Raw genomic sequence first — 16,011 nt, 5'->3', positions numbered from 1 at the left:
CGGAATTTCCTTCGTGTCAGCATGGCTGCTTCTTCGGCTCGGGCAACGCAGATCCTGCCCATCTCGGAAGAGGCCGCCAAGGAGTTTCTTCCAGAAATCGATGTCCTTTCGCTGGCCGACTCACAGCCTTGTGGATTTGTTACAGAATCGTACGGTGAGTCTTCCTTTGCCGCGCTTCTCGCCGGGCTCGAAGTTCGCTCCTGCGGCCCCACGGTCGGTGCCTCGCACACACGCCTCGAGCACCCTCGGGGTGCTCCGCTTCCTCCTGCGCTCGCACCTCACGCGATCGCCAACACCTACTCCCGTCTCACTCCGCGGCGGCGCGGGGCGGCGGTCTCGACGACGCCGCCCGCGACCTCACCGCTCGCTCACGGAAACTCTTGCTCCGCCGCCATTACGCCTTCGGCCCCTGCATTCTCCTCAACGTTGCTGCTTCCGCCGGGCCCCCCCGCGCCCGCCGTGCCAGGCATCAGCATCGTCTGCCCTTGCTGCTTCACCGCATCGCCCCGGTACGCGATCGCAAACGACGGCCCGCCGAGCCCCCCTCCTCCGGGGCCGCCGTTGCCTCCCTGGCCTCCCTGCCCCCCTGCGCACGCGGCCTTGGAGCCGCCCATCCCGGTGCCTCCGACCCCACCGAGCCCACCGAGCCCGCCCGGCTGCAGGTCGCCGCCGACGCCTCCCTTGCCTCCGCTGCCCGCCTTCAGCACGCAGTCCGTCAGCGTCACCTTCGCGTCCACGCTCGCCAGCGCGATGCTCGCTCCGCCGGCTCCACCGCCCTGCCCGGGCAGCCCGCCGCAGCCGCCAGGTCCGCCGCTGCCTCCGCTCGCTCCGGCTCCTGGCACGCCGCCCTGGCAGATCGCCGCGCCGCCCTTCGCGCCTCCGCCTCCGCCTCCACCTTGCCCGGGCTTGCCCGCTCCACCGGCCCCGCCGCTCACGCCCACATAGCCGGATGAATTCAGCGCGCCGACGCCGCTCGCGGCGACGCCGGCATCGCCGGGAGCACCGTTGTCGCCGCCCTGGCCGGTACCACCAGCGGCACAGCTCCAGTCGCCCGCCGCGGGCTCTCCAGAGCCTGCTGCTCCGAGAGCGCCAGGCTCGCCGAGCTGCCCACTGCCCCCGTTGTTCACCCTGCCAGCGCCGCCCTCACCACCAATGGACAGCGCGCCGCCACACGCGTTCTCGACCTGCGCTCCTCCTGGCAGCGTCTCATCGGGCGCTCCCGATGCATCCAGATCGCTACACGCATCGGTGCCGGCGTTCCCAGGCGCCGCCTGCGCCGGCACCTCGCTCGGCGCATCCTCTCCCTCCGCGCCGTCCGCCCCGTTGCCGGCGATCAGCTCGCACCGCACCAGCTCCGCCTCCGCGCCGTCCACCAGCACCGCGATCGACGACGCTCCCGGCGCCTGCGCATCCGCCGCATGTACCGACACGTCCTCGATCCTCGCCGTCCCCTCGCCCCGCGTCACCTTCAGCGCGATCGGCTCCTCGCCCGGCGCCACGACCGTCTTCGCCGTCTCGCCGATCCAGCGCCACCCGTTCGCGCAGTCGAGCCCGCCGAAGAGCTCGATGCCGACTGGCACTTCGACCGCCTCCTTGAACGTTTCGGCGCATGCGTAGGCCCCCGTCCCCTTGTCCGCGGCGCGCCGGAGCGCCTCGGCAAGCGTCGCGACCGGCTCGGCCCGGGTACCTGCATTGTCGTCATTGCCAGTCGACGCCACGAACACGCCGCACGTGTCATCGACAGCGCCGTCGATCTCGCTCGGCACGCACCCAGAAGGCACGACCTCGCTGCCTCTTCCCCGGTATTTCTCGCACGTGAGCATGATCTCGCAGTCGTTCTCGATGTGGTACCAAAGCCCGTCGCAGCCGCTGGCGATCAACGCGACAACGACAGTTGACCCCAGCAGCATCCGCCTGAACGTTCTCATGGGTCGGTTTCCGGCTCGGCTCACCATGCGCTCACCATCACAAAGCCGACGCCGTCGACGCGCGGCTCCGGAACCACAAATACTGCTGTAGCCTTCTCCGCGTTTCTCGCTGGCCACAGGGCATACGTCAGGGCGGCCGTCGCGAGCACACCCGACGCGATGTAGCTGCCCAACGCGATGTCCCCCAGGCGCCCGGCGCGCTCCCCTGTGCGACGGAGCTCAGCGCATTGTCCTGCGAACGACGGCGACGCCAAGCACCCCCCGCCTGCGGCGAAGATCTTGCCCTTTTGAGCGCGCGCCTCCGAGTTCGCGTTGTTCGACCCAACCGTCATCCCGATCCCCACCCCGAGCCCCACCGCGCTCGCCGCCCCCAGCGCGATCACCGGCACCCAGTTCCTCTTCTCCGGCGGCGGCGGCGGCTCCACCGACCCCGCAGGCGGCCCCGCCACGGGCCCGACCACCCCCGCTCCCGTCGCGCTCCCGCCCCCCTCCGTCTTCACACCCGCCGACGCCTGCGCCTCGATCTTCGCCAGCGCGATCGCTAGCTTCACCTCCGCCGTCCCGCCCTTCGCCACGCTCACCGTCTGGCTTGCCGGCTCGTAGTCCATATGACTCGCCTCCACCCGGTGCTCGCCGGGGTCCACAAACACCTCCCCTTCCAGCGGTGCCCGGCCGACGATCTTGCCGTCCACCAGCACTTCCGCTCCCGCCACGGTGACCGACACCTTGAGCGCGCCCACCTGTGCTCGTGACTCCGCGAGCCACTGCTCGGCCCTCGGCTTCAGCTTCGCCACCGTCTTCAGCAGCGGCCAGTTTCTAAGCGCGAACGAAAGGTACTGCGCTGCTTCTCGGTGTTTCTGCAGCTTGTATTCCGTGTTCCCGAGGTTATACGCCACGTCGAACGTCGGGTTCAGCGCCCAGGCCACGAGCAGCGCCTCCTCGGCCTCTTGGTACTTGCCAGCCAAGTAGAGGGACTTTGCTTTATCGACGAGCGCTTCGGCGCGCTTCGCCGCATCGGCGGCGCTGGCGGGCGTCGTCCCCGGCGCTGCTGGCGGCGCGGCTGGCTGCGCGGCAGCAATGTCAGGGTCGGCGACCAAGGTCGCAACGGTCAGCAATACAGCAAGCGATCGGCTGGTCATCATCATGGCTCCACGCGGTCTCACTCCATCCATCCTTCGTCTTGTGGCCGCTCCGTGGGTGCTGGCGCGGCCGGAGTCTGCGGTCGATGCGGCGCGGGATGCACCGGCCGCGCGGGCGCCGGCAGCGCTGGCGGCTCGCTCGCCGTCGCGGTATCGTCGAGACTTGGCTCGATCGCCTCCGGCGGTGCCGGCGCTGCCGGTGGCAACAGCTCCGAGGCCGCCGGCGGCGCCTGCGTGCTCGGCGCCGGCGCCCCGCTCGACGGCGGCGCCGGCTCCGGCTCTTGCGGCGGCTCCTCTTGCCCCAGGAGCCTCGCCAGCACGAATGGGCTGCTCACCGCGATCACCGCGAGCAACACCATCAGCCAGGTCGGCATCCACTGCCGGCGCTTTCCCGTCGACTCCGTGGCGGCCGGCGCCTTCGGCACCGCGACCGGCGGCGGCGTCACCGGCAGCAACGACGACGGCAGCAGCGCCTTGTCGATCGGCGGCAGCGCTCGGTCCGCCCACTGGCTCTGCGCCGGCGCCCCCTGCTGCTGCACCGGCACGCCCTGCTGCTGCACCGGCGCGCGTGGCGGCGCAGCTTCGCCCCCGAACACCGGCACCCGCTGCGTCACCAGCGCGCCGTGGTGTTGTACCGGCGCGCCCTGCTGCACCGGCGCGCCGTACGCCGCCGTGCGCTGCGGCGCCGTCGCGCCTTGCTGCTGCACCGGCACGTGCTGCGTCACCAGCGCCCCGTGCTGCTGCACCGCCGCCCCGTGCTGCTGCGTCACCAGCGCCCCGTGATGCTGCGTCACCAGCGCCCCGTGATGCTGCGTCACCAGCGCCCCGTGCGGCGCTCCCTGCTGCGGCCCCGTCACCGGATACGGCGGCGGCACCGCGCGCACCGGCAGCGGCAGCGGCACCGCGGGTTGCCCCTTGCCCAGCGCAGGCACCACCGGGAACTGGAACAGCGGCTGCCCCGTCGGCTTCTGCTGCTGCATCTCCGACAGCGCGCGGTCAAGCTCCGGGTTGTTCTGCGCCTGCCGCAGCTTCTGCTCCGCCACCTCAGGATCCGCCTCGCGCCGGATGCTCTCCAGGTCGGGCAGGTACTGCCGGATGTCGTCGCTGTCCTTGTTGCTGCCCATCTCGAACGACCTCTCTCCTCAGCGACTAGAACGGCCTGCACCCCGCCGTGGTGCATGCCCCGCCTGACTGCGCCCCCTGTTGCTTCGCAGGCGTCGACGGCTTCGCGGGCGCCGACGACTTCAGGGGCGCCGCCTTCTTCCGCTCCTCGATCACCCTCAGAAACGACGGCTTCTGCCGCTTCGGCATCGAGTAGATGTCCTCGTCGTCGTCGTAGGTCTCCGCCGCGGCCTTCGCGGCCGCAGCTTTCGCCGCCTCTGCCTTCGCCGGCGGCAGCTCCTTCGCCGCCTCCGCTTGCGCCTTCGGAGAGGGTGCCTCGGCCTCCGCTGCCGCCCCCTTCGCCGCCGCGTCGGCTGCTGCCGCCTCCGCTGCGCTCGCCTCCGCCTCCGGCGCGGGCGCCGCCACAATTGCTTCGGCCGGCGGCGCCGCCACCGGCGCCACCGCGGCCGGCGGCGCCGCGCTCGTCGTCGCGCTCTCCACCGGCGCCGCCGTCGCCGCCGGCTCTCCCGTCACCGCCGCAGGCCCGGCGTTGCGCGCCGAGCGCAGCCCCAGCACCACCCCAACGCCCCCGAGCGTCAGCGCCAGCGCCACCAGAGGCGCCAGCACGTACGCTCTCGACCTGCGCCGCGGCTGCGCCAGCAGCGCCGCCGGCGCCGCCGTGGTCGGCGTCTCTCTCCGCAGCGCCTTCACCGTTCCCGCGCTCGGCGCCGTCACCGCGCTCGGCGCCGTCACCACGCTGGGCGCCGTCACCGCGCTCGGCGCCGCTGGCCGCCCCGCGACCGGCAGCGGTCCCGATACCGCTCGTTGCGTTTCCATCAGCGCCAGCGGCGGCGTCGCCACCGGCGGCTGCACCGTCACCGGATACGGCGGCGACGTCACCGGCGGCTGCACCGTCACCGGATACGGTGGCGACGTCACCGGCGGCTGCACCGTCACCGGATACGGTGGCGGCGTCACCGGCGGCTGCACCGTCACCGGATACGGTGGCGACGTCACCGGCGGCTGCACCGTCACCGGATACGGCGACGCCGCCGCCGGCTGCGGCACCGTCACCGAATATGGTGACGCCGCCACCGGCTGCGGCACCGTCACCGGATACGGCGGCGGCGCGACGTACAGCGGCGTCACGTACGGCGGCTCGACCTCCGACCGCGACGGCGCCGCCGCGCGGTGCGCTTCTCTCCACGACGGCTGCGGCGGCGGCACCGCGTAGCTCTCCGCCCGCACCTCCGCCGGCCTTCGCGGCGGCACACCACCCCCCTGCGCTCCAGCCTGCGGCAGTGACGGCGGCGCCCCCACGCGCTGCGCCATCTTCTCCGCCCACTTCCCCGACAGCTTCGCGGTCGACTCCAGCGGCTTCAGCACCGGCAGCGGCACCGTGTACCCCACACCCCGCCCCCGCGGCACACGCGACGCCGGCGCGAACGGCAGCGCGCTCGCCGGCGCCACGAACTGCTCCAGCGGCGCCGTCTCCCCGTGCACCACCCGCCGCGCCCGCTCCTCGCCCCCCGCGCCGCCTCGCTCCATCCCGCCCTCCGGCCGCGCCTCCTCCGTCTCCTCCTCCCCCGCCACCGGCGCGCTGTCCTCCAGCTCCACCCCCGCGAACGCCGCCTGACGCTCCGCCTTCATCCGCTCCTGCGCCAGCCGCCGCGCCAGCACGTGCCCCGCTGGCACCGTGTCCCTCAGCAGCCCGCGCAGGTCCCGCGCCACATCGTCGAACCTCGGATACCGCTCCTCACGGTCGATCGCGATGCAACGCGACACAACAGGCCACACGAACTCGGGGCAATCCGGCACGATCTCGTGCACAGGCTCCGGCGCCGCAACGAGGTGCCCTGTCAGCGTCTCCTCTGCCGTCGCAGCCTCGCTGTCGTCCAGGAACAGGTGCTTCCCCGTCAGCACCTCGTAGAAGATCGCACCGAACGCGTAGATGTCCGTCCGCCCGTCCGGCCTCGCCCCCTCCGCGCGCTCCGCCTTCCTCGAGCTCGCGTACAGCATCTTCACCTGCTCCGGCGAGATGTACCGCACCGTCCCCACGGCCGGCAGATCATCGGTGTTCATCCCCCCGTCCGCGAACTTCGCTATCCCGAAGTCCAGGAGCCACACATGCCCCTTCGCGTCCGCCTTCGTCCCCACCATGATGTTCTCGGGCTTCAGGTCACGGTGCCATATCCCCTTCGAGTGCACGAACGTCATCGCGTCCGCGACCTGCAGCATCACGTGCATCGCGCTCAGGAAGTCCAGCCGATACGCCTTGTTCAAGAGCTTCCTCAGCGTCCGGCCCTCGAGGTAGTCCATCACGATGTACGCCACGTGCTCCGGCGACACTCCGGCCTTCCTCATCCTCACGATGTTCGGGTGCTTCAGCTTCGGATAGAACTTGCACTCCTGACGGAACCGCCTCGCGAAGTCCTCTCTCCTCAAATGCCGCGGCAGCATGCACTTGATCGCCACCACGTCTTCCGAGTAGTCCTCCACCGCCTTGTACACTTCCCCCATCCCACCCGCGTCGATCACCTCCGTCACGCGGTAGTCGAGGAACACGTCCCCGGCCTTCAGCGCCTCCCGCCCCATCACCACGCCCCCAGCCCGCGCAGCACGAGCGCCGCGATCGCCGAGAACACCACCGTGCTCGCAAGCGTCAGCCCCGCGAACAGCCGCGCGTCCACCGGCACCGCCCCCGCCTCCGCCCTCTCGCCCCCGCCGGCCCCCGCCCCGCTGCTCCCCTCCGGCCTCGCCTCGAACCACGCCCTGCTCTGCGGCCCCCACCCCGCCTCCGTCTCCGGCACCCGCGCCGTTCCCCACGCCCCCGCGCCGCCCGGCCCTTCCGCAACCGCCAGCTCCGCCCCGATCCGCCCGAGCTCCTCCCCGAACGCCTCCGCGCTCTGGAACCGCTCCTCCGGCCGTTTCGCCAGCGCCTTCAACACCGCGCGGTCCAGCGCTGCCGGGATCCGCTGCGCCGCGCACCGCGACGGCAGGGCCGGCGTCTCCATGACGTGCGCCCGCAGCACCCCCAGCGCGTCCTCGATATGGGCGAACGGGCCGTGCCCCACGACCAGCGTATACATCAGCAGCCCCACCGCATACACATCCGCCCGCGCGTCCACCGGCTGGCACCGCGCCTGCTCCGGCGAGGCCGTCCGAGGAGTCCCGACGAGCAAGCCGGCCTCGGTCGGATACGCTGGCCCGGCCAAGGGAAGGGGCGTCGACGCCCCCGGCGCCCCCGCGGCGGCGCCGCCATCGAGCACCTTCGCGACCCCGAAGTCGAGCAGCTTCACGACGCGGCCGCCGCCCGGCGCCGCCCCCGGCGCGCACAGGAACACGTTGTCGAGCTTCACGTCGCGGTGAACGAGCCCGAGCCGGTGCGCCGCCGACAGCCCGGCCAGCACCTGCCGCACCACATCGATCGCCTCGGCCACCGGCAACGCGCCGCGCCGCCCGAGCTCCTCCCCCAGCGTCGTCCCCTCGAGCCGCTCCATCACGAAGTAGGGGCGGCCCGCCGGCGTCTGCCCCAGGTCGAGGACCGCCACCACGTGCGGCGACGACACCGCCGCCAGCGCCTGCGCCTCGACCCGCAGCCGGTCGGCGAACCGCGGATCGTGCGCGAACGCGCGGCGGACCAGCTTCACCACGACCCGCTTCCGGAGCGCGCGGTGCTCCGCCTCGACGACCTCCCCCATGCCCCCGCGCCCGAGCGCCCGGAGCGCCCGGTACGGCGTTCCTTCCAGCGCGTCCCCGGCGACGGCGGAGGGCCCTGAGCTGTCTGACGTGCGGCGTGCCACCGGCGCTGTCTCCTGAAGTGGAAATCACGAGCGCGGGGCCGGTTCGGACAGAGAAAATGCACCGGCGCTGTCGATTGTTGAAAAGCGGCGTCGATTCACGTAGTTGCCTGGCCACGAAGGCCGGGATCTCCGCCCCGGCCCGCGCCCGCGCCCGCCGACGCCGCGCCCGCCCGGGCGGCGCAGAAAACGGCGGGGGCGTCGCTTTCCCTGTCCGAACCGGTCCGCCGATGGTGATTTGAGAAGAGGAAGGACGAAGGGCGCCGCACAGCACGCGGGGCCCGCCGCGCGAGGCCCCATGACGCACGAAGCTCCCGAGCACGACGACCTGGACAGGACGGCCGACGTCGATCCCCTCGTCGATGCCTGTGTCGCCGACGCGCTGAGCCCCTACCTCGGGGCGCTCTCGCCCGAGGAGATCGAGGACTATCGCAGGCTGCTCGCGGTCTTCATCACGACGCACCCAACAGCGGCGCCGCTCCACGATCGCTTGCGGGCGAGGCCCGTTATCCTGTCCGAGAGCGGCGAGGTGGCCCGTGAGGGGGCGGGCTCGGAAGGGGCGATGGGCCCGCTGGACGCGCCGGAGCGCGGCGACGGGACCTCCGGTGGGCGCCGGTGACAGGCAGCCGGCGTCCGCCCCCACCTCCTCCGGACCACGAGCGCGTGCTCGAGGCGCTGCCCATGGCCCGCCACGTCGCGCGGACGACAGCGCGGGTCTACGGCGTGCGGACGCGGCAGGGCCTGGAGGACTGCGAGCAGGCGGCCTACCAGGCGCTCCTCGAGGCGAACCCCGGATACGACGCGGCGCGCGGCGTCCCGTTCGGCGCCTATGCCTGGAAGAGGGTCGCCGGCGCCGTCATCCGGCTGCTCACCCGCGAGGCGTCGTTCCGGCGCTCTGGACTCGACGCCGCGCTCGATGCTGCCGAGTCGATGCGCGACGCGAGCGACCCGTTCGGCGACGACGACGCCGACGCCTTGAACCAGCTCAAGGACCAGTGTCGCGCGCTCGTCTTCGCGCGCTTCGTCGCCGATACCGGCGAGCGGCTCAGAGCGCACCCCGAGGACGCGATGGCGCGCACCCAGGCCCTCGAGGCGCTGAGGACGGCGCTCCGCGGCCTCGACGAGCGGGAGGCGCGCCTCATCGAGCTCCGGTACTGGCAGGAGCTCTCCTGGGCCAAGGTCGCCGCGGCGCTCGGCGTGCACGAGAAGTACGCGCTGCGCATGGACGAGCAGCTGCGGAGGCGGCTCCGGTGCGATCTGCGGGGCAGCGATGTCGATGAGCCGCCGCCGAGCGAAGGGCCTTAGGGTGACGGCGCGACGGGCAGGCTGCACGGTCGACGCGAAACGAGGACAAGAGCCGGCCAGCGAGGCGTGGCGACGGCCGGGGGCCGCCGGTTCATGCCGGCCGAAAAACTGCCGCGGACATGGTGAAAAGGGCACATTCCCGTCGAGCGAGCCGCCTTCACAGACAGCCCTCGACCTGAGAGCCTGCCCGGTGGTGCATTCCCCGGCGACCGTCGCCGGAGGACAACCAAGGAGACACCATGGCGCTCAAAGACCTCTCTCCTCGTCAGATGGTTCAGATCACGGCCGCGTGGCTCGACCCGGAGCGCGAAAGGCCGCGCCTCGCGTCGCTGAAGCGGTGCGCCCCGCTCCTCGACGATATCGAGGCCGCGCACGACGGTATCCTGAAGTCGCACCGGAGACAGAAGAAGGCGAACGACGAGCTCTCCGAGATCCAGCAAAAGCAGGTCGCGATCGACCAGATCCACGACCGCAAGGCGCGCGGCGCCCACGCGGTGCTCACCGCGTTCGCCGATCTGGCCGACGATCCCGAGGACGCGGCGATCTACCTCGAGATCCGCGATCAGCTCTTCGCGGATGGACTCAAGTTCATCTCGGCGAGCTACAGCGATGAGGCGGGCGAGGTGAAGCTCGCGCGCGACCGGCTGACGCCGGAGTCGAAGGCGGCGCTCAAGGCGCTGCCGACGCCGGGGGGCAACCTGCTCAAGGCCGTGCAGGCATGGTTCGCCGCGGGCGACGAGCTCGGCAAGCTCGACGCGCAGCGCGTCCACCTCGAGGCGCAGGACAGGCCGGATGCCGGCGACTCGCGCGGCGGGCAGCTCCGGGCGCGCAACCGCTGGATCAAGGTGGTGCGCAGCGTCCTCCAGATGCTGGAGCTCGAGGCGGCCGACGCGGAGACGACGCGCCGGTTGCTCGCGCCGCTGCAGAGGGAGGCAGGCAAGGCCGAGCGCCGGCGCTCCAGCGGCAAGGAAGAGGCCGAGACGGAAGGCAGCGCGCCGCCGGCCGCCGGCGACGCGGGCGCCCCCGCGATCGAGGAGGAAGCGCCGGAGGTCGGCGTGGATTGACGTGACAGCCTCCGCCGCCAGGCCCTCGTGACGGACTCGATCCGTTGCCCCCTCCCCGTCGGCAGCCCTCGTGACGGACTCGATCCGTCACCCCCTCCCGCCGGCAGCCCGCGTGGCGGACTCGATCCGTTACCCCCTCCCCGCCGGCAGCCCTCGTAACGGACTCGATCCGTTACACCCCCCGTCGCCAGTCCCCCTCTCAACGGTTCGCATCCGTTACGGACCCCCGCCGCCAGCCCCCTCTCAACGGTTCGCATCCGTCACGCCCCCCCGCCGCCACCCCCCTCTCAACGGTTCGCATCCGTCACGCCCCCCCGCCGCCACCCCCCTCTCAACGGTTCGCATCCGTCACGCCCCCGCCGCCATCCCTCTCACACCAGATCCCCCCTATCCCTCCCCTCCCGCGAGCCCCCTCACAACGCCTCGCATCTATCCCAGCAGACCCGCCGCGCCCGCTTGACGCACCACGTCGGGGCTGCCATGACCGCTTCCCTCCGCCTCGGGCGTGCTATTCCAGTCGGGCTCGCCGGGCCCCCGCTTGGGTCCGCCGGCCCGTCTGTCGCGTAGCGCGCACCCGCCTGGGCGGACTACGCTCTGCGTTACCACACAGCAACAGGAGCCAGCCGAGCCGTGAAGATCCTCGTTCCGCTCAAGCGCGTCGCCGATCCGGATAACGCGAACAAGGTGAAGATCCCCGCGTCAGGGGACAAAATCGAGACGACCGGGCTCGAGTGGAAGCCGAACCCGTTCGACGAGTACGCCCTGGAAGCAGCGCTGCGGCTGACCGAGGACGGCAAGGCGCCGAAGACGCGGGCGGGCGAGGTCGTCGTGGTCACCTTCGGGCCGAAGGAGACCGAGCAGACCCTCCGCGCCGCGCTCGCGACCGGCGCCGACCGCGCGATCCGCGTCGACGTCACCGACGACAAGCTCGACGGCGACCTCGTGGCGCGCGCGCTCAAGACGCTCGTCGAGCGCGAGAAGCCGGACGTCGTGGTCATGGGCAAGCAGGCCGTCGACGGCGACTCGAACCAGGTCGGCCAGATCCTCGCCGAGCTGCTCGCGTGGCCGCTCGCCACGTTCGCCGCGACCATCAAGGAAGAGAACGGCGCGCTGCTCGTCGGCCGCGAGGTCGACGGCGGCGTCGCCACGCTCCGCGTGCGCCTGCCGGCCGTCGTCACGGTCGACCTCCGCATCGTCGCGCCGACAAGCGTCTACTCGCTGAAGACCGCGCCCACGTTCAAGTACAACGACGGCGTGCGCTTCGCGGCGCTCCCCGCGATCATGGCCGCCAAGAAGAAGCCGCTCGTCGAGGTGAAGCTCGCCGATCTCGCCGCGGACCAGGCGCTCAAGGTCCAGTACCACGCGTTCCAGCCGCCCCCGGCGCGCAAGGCGGGCATCAAGGTGAAGGACGTCGGTGAGCTCGTCACCCGCCTCAAGAACGAGGCGAAGGTCCTCTGACGGGACCGCAAGGGCAGGTCGAAAAGACATCGAGGGGCCGCGGACGCGGACCCCGACACATGTCGACAGGTTAGAGGTCCAGGAGGGATCATGGCTGACGTTCTCGTGGTGGCCGAGGCCGCCGAAGGAAAGCTGAAGAAGACGACCCACTCCGCCGTGACGTTCGCCAGGCAGGCGGCGGCGGCGCTCGGCGGGACGTACTCGATCCTCGTGATCGGCGAGGGGCTCGGCGAGGCGGCCGCCGAGGCGGCGGCGCTCGGCGCGGCCAAGGTGCTCGTCGCCGACTCGAGCGCGCTGAAGGACTACGTCGCGGAGCGCTACGTGCCGACCGTCGCCGCCGCCGCGAAGGGCTATGCGGTCGTCGTGGGCACCGCGAGCGCCTACGGCAAGGACCTGCTCCCGCGCGTCGCGGCGCGGCTCTCGGCAGGGTTCGCGAGCGACATCTCGGAGCTGATCGCCGAGGGCTCCACGCTCAAGTACAAGCGCCCGATGTACGCCGGCAACGCGTACGGGATCTGCACCGTCTCGACCCCCGTCCAGGTCGTGAGCGTCCGGCAGAGCGCGTTCGCCGCCGCGGAGCCCGCCGGCGGGAAGGCGGCGATCGAGCAGGTCGCCGTCGTGCCGCCGAGCGCCGCCGCGGAGCGCGTGGAGTTCGTCTCGTTCGACCAGGTGAAGAGCGAGCGCCCGGAGCTCGCCGAGGCGAAGGTCGTCGTCTCCGGCGGCCGCGCCCTGAAGGAGCGCTTCAACGAGATCCTCGACCCGCTCGCCGACGTCCTCGGCGCCGCCGTCGGCGCGAGCCGCGCCGCGTGCGACGCCGGCTACGCCGCCAGCGACCTGCAGGTCGGCCAGACCGGCAAGGTCGTCGCGCCGTCGCTCTACGTCGCCGTCGGCATCTCGGGCGCGATCCAGCACCTCGCCGGCATGAAGGGGTCGAAGGTCATCGTCGCCATCAACAAGGACGCCGACGCGCCGATCTTCCAGGTCGCCGACTACGGCCTGGTCGCGGACCTCTTCACGACCGTGCCCGAGCTCGTGAAGCAGATCCAGGCGGCCCGGAGCTGATCGCCCGCGATCTTCCCCCCGGGGCGCGCCCACGGCGCCCCAGGGGACGCGGGTACCCGGGCGACCCGGGGTACCCCGGCCCACTGGAAGAGTCCGTCCAACGAGAAGTCCACGTCGTTCGACGTAATTTCCGTGTCAGATCGCTCGCATAGCATCTTGTTCGCGTCCGGCGGCCGTGGGATCCCTTGAGGGCCATGCCCGAACGTTCGGACATCCCGATCGTCACGGCGCTCGCTCAGGCCCGGGCATTGCTGTACGAGGCGGCCAGCACCGCCGAGCAGCGACGGCTCATCGGCCCGGCGGTCGTCGAGATCGATCGCGTCATCGCGAGCCTCGATCCGACCGCGAGCGCCTCCTTCGAGCTCACGCCGCTCGCGGCGTCGGTGCCTCCCATCGACACCGAGGTCGAGGCGCTGCGCCGCGAGGTCGAGCGGCTGCGCGCGATCACGCGGCACGAGCGCGGGCTGCTCGACGCGCTCCTCAGCGAGAGCCCGCACGGCATCATCGTCTCCGACACCCAGGGCAAGCTGATCCTCCAGAACCGCGCGTCCGAGCGGATCTGGGCCGGCAGCTCCACCGCCGAGAACGTCGAGGGCTGGGGGCGCTACCGCGCGTTCCACCCCGACGGGCGGCCGTTCGCCGCCGAGGACTGGTCGATGGCGCGGTGCCTCACGCGCAGGGAGACCGTGCCCGCGGAGGAGCTCCACTTCCAGCGGTTCGACGGCACCCACGGGATGATGCTCGGGAGCTGCGCGCCGCTCCTCTCGCCGGAGGGCGAGCTGCTCGGCGCGGTCTCCATCTTCGCCGACATCACCCAGTTCAAGCAGCTCGAGGCGGACCTGCGGGTCAGCAGGACGAAGTTCTCCACGACGCTGAAGAGCATCGGCGACGCGGTGATCTCGACCGACGGCTCGGGGCGGATCGACTTCATGAACGCCGTGGCCGAGAAGCTGACCGGCTGGGCGCTCGAGGAGGCGCGGGACCGCCGGCTGTCGGAGGTGTTCCGGGTCATCTCCGAGCAGACGCGCGACGACCTCGACAACCCGGTCACCGAGGTGCTGCGCCACGGCGGCATCATCGGGCTCGACGACACCACGCTGCTGCTGCGCCGCGACGGCTCGGAGCTCGCGATCGACTCGAGCGGCGCTCCGATCCGGAGCGACGAGGGCGATCTCGTCGGGCTCGTGCTCGTCTTCCGCGACGTCACCGAGAAGCGGCTCGCCGACAAGCGGCGGTACTTCATCGGCGAGGCGAGCCGGCAGCTCGCGCTGTCGGGCCTCGAGTACGACACCACCCTGGCCAACGTCGCGCGCCTCGCGGTGCCGCACATCGCCGACGCGACCGTGGTGGACATCGTCGAGCCCGACGGCTCGCTGACGCGGCTCGCCGCGGTGCACGCGAGCAACGCGAAGCAGACGCTGGGGAAGGACCTGTCGGCCCGCTACCCGACCGACCCGGAGGTGCCGCGCGCGGTGCACGCGGTGCTCCGGCGCGGCGAGTCGCTCCTCGTCTCGGAGGTCGAGAGCATGGCGTGGCAGCGCGCCTCGTCGCCGGAGCCCGACAGCGAGAGCTGGTCCGGCGCGCACGACCCGGCCTACCTCGCGCTGCTGCGCGAGCTCGGCGTCCGCTCGGCCATGATCGTGCCGCTGCGCGCCCGCGGCCGGACGCGCGGCGCGATCACGCTGCTCACGACCGAGTCGGGCCGGCGCTACGGCGTCGACGATCTCGCGCTCGCCGAGGAGCTCTGCAACTTCGCCGCGCTCGCGCTCGACAACGCCCAGCTCTACCGCGAGTCGCAGCAGGTGAACCGCGCGAAGGACGAGTTCCTCGCGACGCTCTCCCACGAGCTCAGGACGCCGCTCACCGCGATCCTCGGCTGGGCGCGCATGCTCCGGCAGGGCTCGCTGAAGCCGGACACGCACGTCCGCGCGCTCGAGGCGATCGAGCGCAACGGCACGCTCCAGGCGCAGCTCGTCGAGGATCTGCTCGACGCGTCGCGCATCATCACGGGCAAGCTGCGGCTCGACGTGATGCTGATCGACCTGCCGCCGATCATCAACGCCGCGATCGACGCGGTCCGCCACGGCGCGGACGCGAAGGGGATCGAGCTCGCGGTGCAGCTCGACGCGGGCGCGGGGCCGATCTCGGGCGACCAGACGCGGCTGCAGCAGGTCGTGTGGAACCTCCTGTCGAACGCGATCAAGTTCACGCCGCGCGGCGGCAAGGTGGCGATCCAGCTCAGCCGGGTCGAGGGCGTGGCCCGCATCCAGGTGACCGACAACGGCCAGGGCATCGTGCAGGAGTTCCTGCCGTACGTGTTCGATCGCTTCCGGCAGGCCGACAGCACGAGCACGCGGCCGCACAGCGGGCTCGGGCTCGGCCTCGCGATCGCGCGCCACCTCGTCGAGCTCCACGGGGGCACGGTGAGGGCGGAGAGCGCGGGGGAGGGCAAGGGCGCGACCTTCACGGTGGACATCCCGCTGGCGCCGCGCGGCGCGATCGCGGCGCTGCGGAAGGTCGACGGGATGAGCAACCTGGCGGCCGACTCGGAGCCCACGCTGCAGGGCGTGCGCGTTCTGATGGTCGACGACGAGCCGGACGCGCGGGAGCTCGTGACGACGGTGCTGGAGCGCAAGGGGGCGACCATCACCGCGGTCGCCACGGTCGAGGAGGCGCTGTCGGCGATCGCGCGCGAGAAGCCCGACGTGATCCTGAGCGATCTCGGGATGCCCGGAGAGGACGGCTACAGCCTGATCCGGCGGCTGCGCGCGCAGAGCCCGGAGCACGGGGGGCGGATCCCGGCGGCGGCGCTGACGGCGTACGCGAGCGCGCAGGACCGGACGCGCGCGCTCCTGGCGGGGTTCCAGTCGCACGTGCCCAAGCCGATCGAGGCGTCGGAGCTCGCGGCGGTGATCGCCAACCTGGCGGGGCGCACGGGGTAATTCCCGGGCCGGCCAGGCTCGTCCCAGGTGGCGCGGGAGGCGGTGCCGAGCTGCACAGCCCCCGCGCTCGCGTGGGTCCTGCCGAGCTGCACGGTCCTCTCCGCGCGAGCGTTCCAGCGCGAATGCGTACCGGGCAGGCCACGGCGCGCCAGCGCCAGCGAGCAGGCGCCTACGCCTTGGCAGCCGGCAGTCTCCGAGCAGGTCATGGCGCG

The 16,011-nt window shown here is 72.2% G+C and carries 11 protein-coding genes; 6 read left to right on the top strand and 5 right to left on the bottom strand.

What is annotated here, in order from left to right:
• Positions 1–368 precede the first annotated feature (368 nt).
• The 5 genes from WME96_RS03820 to WME96_RS03800 are packed head-to-tail and all read right to left on the bottom strand — an operon-like array spanning position 369 to position 7,971.
• Positions 369–1,928, bottom strand: a complete 1,560-nt coding sequence (locus WME96_RS03820; RefSeq protein WP_437288820.1) for a PGRS family protein — start codon at positions 1,926–1,928, stop codon at positions 369–371.
• A gap of 20 nt (positions 1,929–1,948) precedes the next feature.
• On the bottom strand, positions 1,949–3,073 hold the full coding sequence (locus WME96_RS03815) for a PEGA domain-containing protein (RefSeq protein WP_437288819.1): 1,125 nt from the start codon (positions 3,071–3,073) through the stop codon (positions 1,949–1,951).
• A gap of 14 nt (positions 3,074–3,087) precedes the next feature.
• Positions 3,088–4,191: a hypothetical protein gene (locus tag WME96_RS03810; RefSeq protein WP_437288818.1), complete on the bottom strand. Its 1,104-nt coding sequence runs from the start codon at positions 4,189–4,191 to the stop codon at positions 3,088–3,090.
• Positions 4,192–4,216: 25 nt separating this feature from the next.
• On the bottom strand, positions 4,217–6,733 hold the full coding sequence (locus WME96_RS03805; protein WP_437288817.1) for a protein kinase domain-containing protein: 2,517 nt from the start codon (positions 6,731–6,733) through the stop codon (positions 4,217–4,219).
• A 29-nt stretch (positions 6,734–6,762) separates the two neighbouring features.
• Positions 6,763–7,971: a serine/threonine-protein kinase gene (locus WME96_RS03800; protein WP_437288816.1), complete on the bottom strand. Its 1,209-nt coding sequence runs from the start codon at positions 7,969–7,971 to the stop codon at positions 6,763–6,765.
• 295 nt (positions 7,972–8,266) lie between these two features.
• Between WME96_RS03800 and WME96_RS03795 the strand changes: the two genes are divergently transcribed.
• From WME96_RS03795 to WME96_RS03770, 6 genes are all read left to right on the top strand, one after another.
• Positions 8,267–8,587 carry a hypothetical protein gene (locus WME96_RS03795; protein ID WP_437288815.1) on the top strand — a complete coding sequence of 107 codons (321 nt, stop codon included), beginning with the start codon at positions 8,267–8,269 and terminating at the stop codon, positions 8,585–8,587.
• A gap of 62 nt (positions 8,588–8,649) precedes the next feature.
• The gene (locus WME96_RS03790; RefSeq protein ID WP_437288814.1) at positions 8,650–9,273 is read left to right on the top strand and encodes a sigma-70 family RNA polymerase sigma factor; all 624 of its coding nucleotides are present in this window, start codon (positions 8,650–8,652) and stop codon (positions 9,271–9,273) included.
• Between the two features lie 239 nt (positions 9,274–9,512).
• Positions 9,513–10,337: a hypothetical protein gene (locus WME96_RS03785; RefSeq protein ID WP_437288813.1), complete on the top strand. Its 825-nt coding sequence runs from the start codon at positions 9,513–9,515 to the stop codon at positions 10,335–10,337.
• A 630-nt stretch (positions 10,338–10,967) separates the two neighbouring features.
• Positions 10,968–11,795: an electron transfer flavoprotein subunit beta/FixA family protein gene (locus WME96_RS03780; RefSeq protein ID WP_437288812.1), complete on the top strand. Its 828-nt coding sequence runs from the start codon at positions 10,968–10,970 to the stop codon at positions 11,793–11,795.
• A 90-nt stretch (positions 11,796–11,885) separates the two neighbouring features.
• Positions 11,886–12,857: an electron transfer flavoprotein subunit alpha/FixB family protein gene (locus tag WME96_RS03775; protein WP_437288811.1), complete on the top strand. Its 972-nt coding sequence runs from the start codon at positions 11,886–11,888 to the stop codon at positions 12,855–12,857.
• A 194-nt stretch (positions 12,858–13,051) separates the two neighbouring features.
• Positions 13,052–15,799, top strand: coding sequence for an ATP-binding protein (locus WME96_RS03770; protein ID WP_437288810.1), 2,748 nt, complete (start codon positions 13,052–13,054; stop codon positions 15,797–15,799).
• Positions 15,800–16,011: the final 212 nt, after the last annotated feature.

The sequence above is a fragment of the Sorangium sp. So ce406 genome (assembly GCF_051474675.1).
Taxonomy (GTDB): domain Bacteria; phylum Myxococcota_A; class Polyangia; order Polyangiales; family Polyangiaceae; genus Sorangium; species Sorangium cellulosum_G.
This window is presented reverse-complemented; position numbering and strand designations above follow the sequence as displayed.

Excerpts from the sequence above, each read along its gene's own strand:
- WME96_RS03790 (WP_437288814.1), top strand. The coding sequence starts at position 8,650 with ATGGCCCGCCACGTCGCGCGGACGACAGCGCGGGTCTACGGCGTGCGG.
- WME96_RS03815 (WP_437288819.1), bottom strand. The coding sequence starts at position 3,073 with ATGATGATGACCAGCCGATCGCTTGCTGTATTGCTGACCGTTGCGACC.
- WME96_RS03810 (WP_437288818.1), bottom strand. The coding sequence starts at position 4,191 with ATGGGCAGCAACAAGGACAGCGACGACATCCGGCAGTACCTGCCCGAC.
- WME96_RS03775 (WP_437288811.1), top strand. The coding sequence starts at position 11,886 with ATGGCTGACGTTCTCGTGGTGGCCGAGGCCGCCGAAGGAAAGCTGAAG.
- WME96_RS03785 (WP_437288813.1), top strand. The coding sequence starts at position 9,513 with ATGGCGCTCAAAGACCTCTCTCCTCGTCAGATGGTTCAGATCACGGCC.
- WME96_RS03770 (WP_437288810.1), top strand. The coding sequence starts at position 13,052 with ATGCCCGAACGTTCGGACATCCCGATCGTCACGGCGCTCGCTCAGGCC.
- WME96_RS03820 (WP_437288820.1), bottom strand. The coding sequence starts at position 1,928 with ATGAGAACGTTCAGGCGGATGCTGCTGGGGTCAACTGTCGTTGTCGCG.
- WME96_RS03795 (WP_437288815.1), top strand. The coding sequence starts at position 8,267 with ATGACGCACGAAGCTCCCGAGCACGACGACCTGGACAGGACGGCCGAC.